5 protein-coding genes are annotated in these 7689 nt (G+C 55.7%); all 5 read right to left on the bottom strand.

The window, feature by feature from the left end; genetic code table 11:
* Positions 1–145 precede the first annotated feature (145 nt).
* From ABY948_RS10085 to ABY948_RS10065, 5 genes are read right to left on the bottom strand one after another with little or no spacing between them, the layout of a single operon-like run.
* Positions 146–2167, bottom strand: a complete 2022-nt coding sequence (locus ABY948_RS10085; protein ID WP_461482408.1) for an MtrB/PioB family outer membrane beta-barrel protein — start codon at positions 2165–2167, stop codon at positions 146–148.
* Between the two features lie 34 nt (positions 2168–2201).
* The gene (locus tag ABY948_RS10080) at positions 2202–3083 is read right to left on the bottom strand and encodes a DmsE family decaheme c-type cytochrome (RefSeq protein WP_461482407.1); all 882 of its coding nucleotides are present in this window, start codon (positions 3081–3083) and stop codon (positions 2202–2204) included.
* Between the two features lie 43 nt (positions 3084–3126).
* Positions 3127–3480 (bottom strand): cytochrome b5 domain-containing protein, encoded by a 354-nt coding sequence (locus ABY948_RS10075; protein WP_461482406.1) that lies wholly within the window; start codon positions 3478–3480, stop codon positions 3127–3129.
* Positions 3477–4778 carry a ferredoxin reductase family protein gene (locus tag ABY948_RS10070; protein WP_461482405.1) on the bottom strand — a complete coding sequence of 434 codons (1302 nt, stop codon included), beginning with the start codon at positions 4776–4778 and terminating at the stop codon, positions 3477–3479. The genes ABY948_RS10075 and ABY948_RS10070 overlap by 4 nt, the downstream gene beginning before the upstream one ends.
* A complete protein-coding gene (locus ABY948_RS10065; RefSeq protein ID WP_461482409.1) occupies positions 4775–7495 on the bottom strand; it encodes a cation-transporting P-type ATPase in 2721 nt (906 codons plus the stop codon). Before ABY948_RS10065 ends, ABY948_RS10070 begins: the two co-directional genes overlap by 4 nt.
* Positions 7496–7689: the final 194 nt, after the last annotated feature.

The following is a 7689-nucleotide window of genomic DNA, read 5'->3' as shown; positions in this document are numbered from 1 at the left end:
TTGCCTTCTTTTTCGGCTCGCTTTACCGCCTCACGACGGAATTCCTCGGTATAAGCCTGTGTTTTTTTACGTGCCATGGTAAGCACCTCCATATAGGTCAATCTAACTATACAGAGTGTCTACAAGTCGTGGGTACCTCGGCGTTCTACCGCCCGACAGACTCAAAATAATAGATTGCCGATAGCACCAGCCCGTGGGCATCGTAGGCAGGGGAGCGCCAGCCCAGGCCCAGCTCATTGAAGTCATCCTGCCAGGCAAAATCGGCACTGTCGAAATGCTCATAAAGATAACGGACCTTTAATAACGTGCGAGAGTCGTATTGCCAGTCGGCACCTGCTTCCAGCCGCTGCACGGTAGCGCCCCACCCCGGCAGTTGATCGCGGGTTCCCGCTGCTTCACCGGTATCGGTATTCTCCAGCCATGTGCTGGTGTAGCGGCTGTCATTATCACTTAAGCTATAGGCAAGGGTACCGGCCAAGGCGGGAGAAAGCTGCCACCGCAGATTAAAACCTATGCTGTAAAACTCGTCATCGAATGTCTGCCACCAGCGGGCATTGGCATGAGTCGTTGCACCCGACGGGTGGAATTCCAGCCCCTCCTGGGAAGACTCCACGGCTTGGTAGACCGCAAACACATTGAGTGAAAATGTCTGGCGGGGTTGCCAGGCAAGCGTGAGCGTTACCTCGTCAAGTTCGCGGCTTTGCAGGCCGAAGAAGCGGTTATCAAAGTCGTCCTGCTGCCGCTCCAGGCTGCCCAGTAAATATAATGTGTCGGTGACGGGAATCTCAGCTTTGACGCCATACTGCCAGTTGCGACCCGGTATCAGGTATTCCGGCAGCGCCTGGCTCGGCATTTCAATAGACAAGACATTGAGGCGCTCGGCGGAGAGGTTCACATCCCTCTCCGTCGTTTCCAGGTAAACCGACCAGCTCAGGCGGCTGATCACCGGCATTTGCAGTTGCAGCCAGCTGCGCTGTTCATCGCTGTCGTCAGTGAATTTATCCAGACTTTTCGTGGTGCGCTCTAAGCGGGTGAACTCCGCCCCGCCCTTTAGCCGCAAGCTGCCCGGTAGTCGGTAGCTTCCGCTCAATTCCAATGACCTGCGGGTGCGATCGTACAGATGTGAGTAGGTTGCGGGTGCGAACTCAATAACATCGGTGCGATTATCCCGGTCGTGGTATTCCGCCTGTATTCGGTAGCTGAAGGCGCGGGTGGGCCTGGCGGCAAAGCCCAGCCGGAAACGGGTATCCACCCGCCGGGCATCGAGGGAATCCGGCATCAATGACCCCGGGAATGTTGGTTGCACCCAGTCGTCATTCTGCTGTGCTTCGCCACGGACGAGATACCAGGACAACTGACTGAGGGGCGAAGTCTGGTAATAACCATCCAGGCTGAACAGCAGAAAGTCGTTATCCGGCGCGGTATCCAGCGTACGCACTGGGGCGCTCGGATTGACGGGATTCTCGAAGCTGAGGGCACGATCATCGTTATAAAACCAGGATAGATAGGAATTGCCATTCAATGCCCATCCATCCCCGGTGAAACCCGCTTTCAAATCCAAGCTGTTGTGGGTGTAGTCCACCGGCGCAAGCAAAAGTGTTGCATCCCCAAACCGTTCGCTGGCGCCGGTTAGCTTACTGCCAGTCTTGCGTTCACTGTTGGCGGTGGCACTGAACTCCCAACCGGCCAGTTGACGAAGCAGGCCAAGTTCCGCCCGCTTCCGCTTAACGCCGGTTTGGGTATCAAAGCGTCCGGCACTGGAAAGATCCGTAAAGTCCGGGGGGAGCTGATGCTCCGTTCCCCGTTTGGCAAAAACCGTACTGATGTTGTCGTGAGTCAGGGCTTCGAATTCGCGGTAGTTCAATCCGACTTGGTAATCCCCCTGTCGCCCATGACTCACACCCAACGCCAATTGGTCCACCCCCGATAGCAGGGTCAGCTCGCCATAAAGAAAGGGGTCATCCGCATTGCGCCAGTAAAGCTCCAGCGAGCCCAACCCAAACAGCCCATCGGTCTGGTAGTGATTGGCGTACTGGCCGAAGTGGCCATCACCGGTATGCACTACGCCCGCGCCCAGTTCCACATGACCACCAATATCCAGGCTACTGCCGGATTGCTCCTCAGCTATTGCAACAGGGGCAAACAAAAACGGAAGAGCGGTTGTCAATAATGTAGCTAAACGCAACAACATAGTGGCCTCTCTAACGCCTGAAAGTGGAACTCTCCGGTTGATTGCCACCGTGCACCTGGCTGTGACAGTTGGTACAGGACTGGCCGATGATATTGATATCCCGGTCGGCCAACCGACCGGAGTCGTACAGGGTGCCCGGATGGCGCGAGGCAATGTGGCACTGCTGGCATAGCAACGGCTGCCGGGTTTTCAGCAAACTGTCATTGACCGAACCGTGGGGCAGGTGGCAGTGGGTGCAATCATCCTGAACCGGCTCGTGCTCGAACAGAAAAGGCCCGCGTTTTTCCGCATGGCACAGGTAGCAGGTATCGTTGACCGATGCGGCAACCAGGTTACCCATGGCTCCGCCATGGGGCGCATGGCAATCCGTGCACTGCACATGCCCCTCCCCCATGGGATGATGGGAGAATTTCATCTGGTCAGCCGCCTCTCTCTGGTGACAACCGGTACAAACCTGGAATTGCTCGGTGCGATGCTGCACCGGATCGGTTTCCTTATGGATACTGTGACAGCCGTGACAACCCACCCCAGCCTGTTGATGTTCGCTGAACAGCCAGTGATCGGCGGTCCCTCCTTTATGGCAACCCAGACAGGCCTGATCGTTTTCAACACTATCCTCTTCCTTGATAGCAAACGTTCGATCCGGCTTGAGACGGGGGTTTACAGCATGCTGATCGCTAGGGCCATGGCAGGCAGTGCAGCCGATAGTGGTCTGTTTGCCCTGCGGATCAGCCCCCAGTCCATGGGCCCGATGTGTGATACCGCCCTGAAGTTCACTGCGGTGACAGGCGTGGCAGCTATTGTCACTGGCCACCAGGCCAGCTGAACCGACCAGTAAAAACACGACTGTGAGAAATTGCGCGCTGCGTTGCAACCTGTTCCAGGAAAGCATTTTTATGCTCTCCGCTGGCCAGTTTGTCCTCGAGGGCATATCCCTACTCCACCAGTTCGCCAACGAGATAGGCATCCAGCGTACCCCAGGCTGCCGGGCTGTGGTCGCGCCCGTAACCCTTGGTGCGCATACCTTTAGTTGCCTCTTTACCGCACCAGGCCAGCAGTACCGCCGGAGGCACCGGGTGGCTGGGTACGTAGGTGGTAATATCGTAAACTTTGCCTTCCACCGCTATCCAGCAATCCTTTTCAGCGCTATGGGCAGCAAGGTCATCCAGGCTGATGCGACCTGTCTCGGTTGGTTTTTCGCTCTGGTCAGTCGCTAATACCTGTAGAGTAATAAGCGTTGCAATACTGGCCCAGAAGGCGATAAAGGCGGAAAAGACGAGCTTTTTCATAACAGGACAAACTCCTCGGTATGCAGGTTTTTACGGGGGACACCAGTGGCAGTCGCTAACCGGGTAGCCAGATTGATCAGGGGTAGCGGACCGCAAATATAGGCTTTGCGGTCAAGGAGATCAGGGCAATGGTAGCGCAGGAAATCCGCATCCAGCGGCCCATGCCGATAAAAGTAGTGCAGTGTCAGCGAAAAGCCGTTTACCGTCTCCGCGATACGGCCCAGCTCGGCAGCAAACAATGCCCTGGCTTCGTCCTGCACACAGTAAATCATTTCAATATCCATCTGCGTCTGACGACTGGCGAGATGCCTTGCGCGCCCCAGGAAAGGGGTAATGCCGATGCCACCGGCAATCCATAATTCCTTGCCCTGGTGTTGCTCCGGGAAAAGGGCGCCATAGGGTCCATTCAAGCTTACCCGACTACCAACGGGTATCTGTTGGATAGCGAAACTGGCATCACCGAGCGCCTTGATGGTAATCCGTGTCAAAGGATCATCCGGTGCCGATGACAGCGTATAAGGATGTTCCTCACCACATCCGGCGAGCCCTTTTTCATAATGGGTCAGGTAGACAAACTGGCCCGGCTGATAGCTGAGCGGTTTACCCTCGGCACGCAGGCCAAGCTCCACTACGTTATTGGCAGGATGGCCAATGTTCTCCACCGTGTAGCGATACTCACCGCTGCGCCTTTTAAGTACCAGGCTGTAAACCAGGCTGATCCCGGCGGCGATGATCAGGACTAACCAGATAATCTCTCCCCAGGGATAGGGCAGTGTTCGCTCCAGCATTAGGGTATGGATAACCGCCAGTAGTGCTGCCAGCCCGGAAAGGCGATGCAGTTTTTTCCAGCGCTGGTAACCAGGGCGTCCGAAAAAAGCAAAGCTTGGCGCCAGAAAGACCATCATCAGCAACAGACTGCCCCAACCCACCCAGATAGCAGTGCCGTCCTGTTGCGGTAACAGCACAGCCACGGCGCTGCCGAGGGAAATCCTGGCATTGGCCAGTGCCAATAACAGCGGGTGAGCCAACAGCAGCAGGAAGGCAACCGCACCCAGCAGGTGATGGGTTTTCCACAATTTGGTAAGCCCGCCAAACCAGCTGTCAAATCCAACAATACGAAAGCTGGCGATAGCCGCTACCAGGAACAACCCCAACCCGGCAATACCCGCCAATCGCCCGAGCGTATTCAATGCCGCCGCTGCATCGCCAAAACTGTCGGAAGGCATCAGGGATAAAGCAATGATGGTCGGCAGCAAACCGAAAATCCACAAGGCGCTATGTGCAAGCATTTGTCTCATGTTTTACTGCCATTCAGGGTTACCGGCTGTAATCTCAGCCTTAGCTGTTTTTCAATTTCTAAAATAGTAAGCAGCACGATACCCACAAGAACAATCAGCACACCATCAAACAGGGATACCGACCGGGTATCAAAAAGTGTTTGCAACAGAGGCAGATAGGTCATGGCAAACTGCGCCAGGGTAACGGTGATGACCGTCATCCATACCACCCTGGTACCTCGCACCGCCCGCCAGGTTAATGAGGTGCCGTAGATGTTGCGGACAAAAAACAAATAGAAGATTTCCATCACCACCAGGGTATTCACTACCATGGTGCGTGCCAGTTCCACCGGATACCCCTGCTGCATCGCATAGCCGTGAATGCCGAATACCCCGACAAGGAACAATGTGGATGTGAGCAGAATCTGCCAAACCAGCCCGCCACTCAACAGCGGGGCATTCCGCGGCCGTGGCGGTCGGCGCATGGTATGTTCTTCAGTGGGTTCAAACGCCAGTGCAATACCGAGTGTGACGGCAGTAATGAGATTGATCCAAAGAATCTGAATGGGCGTCACCGGCAAGGCCATGCCCAGGAGCAGCGCAACGATAATCGTCATTGCTTCGCCAGCGTTGGTGGGCAAGGTCCAGGTAATCACTTTTTTCAGATTGTCATAAACGGTTCGCCCTTCCCGGATGGCTGCGACAATGGAGGCAAAATTATCGTCCGCCAACACCAGTTCCGATGCCTCCTTGGCCGCTTCACTCCCTTTTTTTCCCATGGCTATTCCGGCATCAGCCCGTTTCAGTGCGGGTGCATCGTTGACGCCGTCACCCGTCATGGCCACGGTCATGTCGTGGGATTGCAGCGCCATCACCAGTCGCAATTTATGCTCCGGGCTGGTACGGGCAAAGATGTCGCAATCCAGTACCGCTAGACGCAGAGCTGCATCATCCAGCCCATCGAGGTCTGTGCCGGTGAGCACTGTGTCCGTATTTTGCAGCCCTATCTGCTTGCCGATGGCAAGCGCGGTTTTGGTGTGGTCACCGGTTATCATCTTTACCCGGATACCTGCATCATGGCATTCAGCCACTGCGGCAATTGTTTCAGCCCGGGGCGGGTCAATCATTCCCACCATGCCGAGCAGAGTCAAAGAGCCCTCCACATCCCCATGTTCCAGCACTGTATGGGTTGGCGGTACCGATTTGGCGGCGAACGCCAGCACCCGCTGGCCGCGTGCGGCAATGGACTCTACCTGTTCATTCCAATACGTCGTATCCAGCGGTTCGGTGGCGTCATCGGCACTGCGCTGATTCGCGCACATGGCCAGCATGCGCTCTGGTGCACCTTTGACAAATATGCGGGCATGACGCTCATGATCGTGATTCAGCGTTGCCATGAAGCGGTGTCTGGCGTCGAAAGGAATAGCATCGGTGCGCGTCCAGGTCGCCTGCTCCTGGCGGGTGTTAACGTCCATTTTTCCACTAAAGCTCAGTAGTGCCCCCTCCATCGGATCGCCTTCCACGACCCAGACGCCATCATGTTCACGCAGTGCGGCATCGTTGCAGAGTACCGCGGCCCGGGCGAGTTCTTCTAATACACCATGTTCAGCGGGAGACACATGGGCGTCATCCAGCTTTAACACCCCTTTGGGTTCATAGCCACTGCCTTCCAGCGTAAAGAGGTGCCGATGAGTGAGCACCGAGGCAACCATCATTTCGTTGCGGGTCAACGTGCCAGTTTTGTCGGTGCAAATCACCGACACCGAGCCCAGGGTTTCTATGGCCGGCAAACGTCTCACAATGGCATTGCGCCGCGCCATGGCCTGCACACCGATCGCCAGGGTTATGGTCAACACGGCGGGCAGCCCCTCGGGAATGGCTGCCACTGACAAACCCACCACAGCCATAAACATCTCAGTAAAGTCGTAATGTGCGGCAAAATACCCGAAGGCAAGCAATACGGCGGCGATAACGAGAATCAACAGGGTCAACCACTTGGCAAACACACCCATCTGCGCCACCAACGGCGTTGTCAGCGTTTCCACTCGCGACAAAAGCCCACTGATCCGACCGATCTCTGTCCCTGATCCGGTGGCCACCACCACCCCCTTACCCTGGCCACTGGTGACCAGGGTGCCGGAAAAAGCCATGCAGGAACGGTCACCCAGTGGTGATTCTTCAGCCACCGACTGAGTGTGTTTATCCACTGGCACGGATTCCCCGGTTAAAATAGCCTCCTGTATCGAGAGGCCATGTGCGGTGAGCAAGCGGAGATCGGCCGGCACCTTATCCCCTGCCTCTAACAATACGATATCGCCTGGCACCAGTTGCTCACCGTCAACCGTGACACGATCACCACCGCGAATGACATGGGCTTGGGGAGCCAGCATATGGCGAATAGCATCCATGGCTTGTTCCGCCTTGCCCTCCTGGATAAAACCGATGATGGCATTGGCGATGACCACTGCCAGAATAACGCCGGTATCCACCCAGTGACCTAGAAGGGCCGTAATCAGGGCGGAGCCTATTAGCACGTAAATCAGGATATTGTGAAAGTGCAGCAGAAAGCGTATGAAGGGGTTGCGGCGGGTAGCCTGTGGCAGACGATTGGGGCCATGATTTAAAAGACGCACTTCGGCGTCGGCCTGAGTCAAACCGGTGACAGAGGTTTGAAGATTCTCAAGCGCTACATCTATAGAGACACTATGCCACCTAGCCTCTGCTCCCCCGAGTGCCATTTTCTGCATGTTCGCCTCGTTGTTAACGTGCCACATCGCCTATTGTTGTGTGGTCAAATACCCCCAACCACTCTACTTGATCTGCCAGTTGTTGAATTAGGGCCTGTTCACACTAATTTGGTTGCCTCTGTTGTGACTAAAAAAGCGCCAATCTAGGCGCGAGAAATGAATTTAGTGGTTCTAACTGAGTGACG

The organism is Porticoccus sp. (assembly GCF_041592135.1).
Taxonomy (GTDB): Bacteria; Pseudomonadota; Gammaproteobacteria; order Pseudomonadales; family Porticoccaceae; genus Porticoccus.
This window is presented reverse-complemented; position numbering and strand designations above follow the sequence as displayed.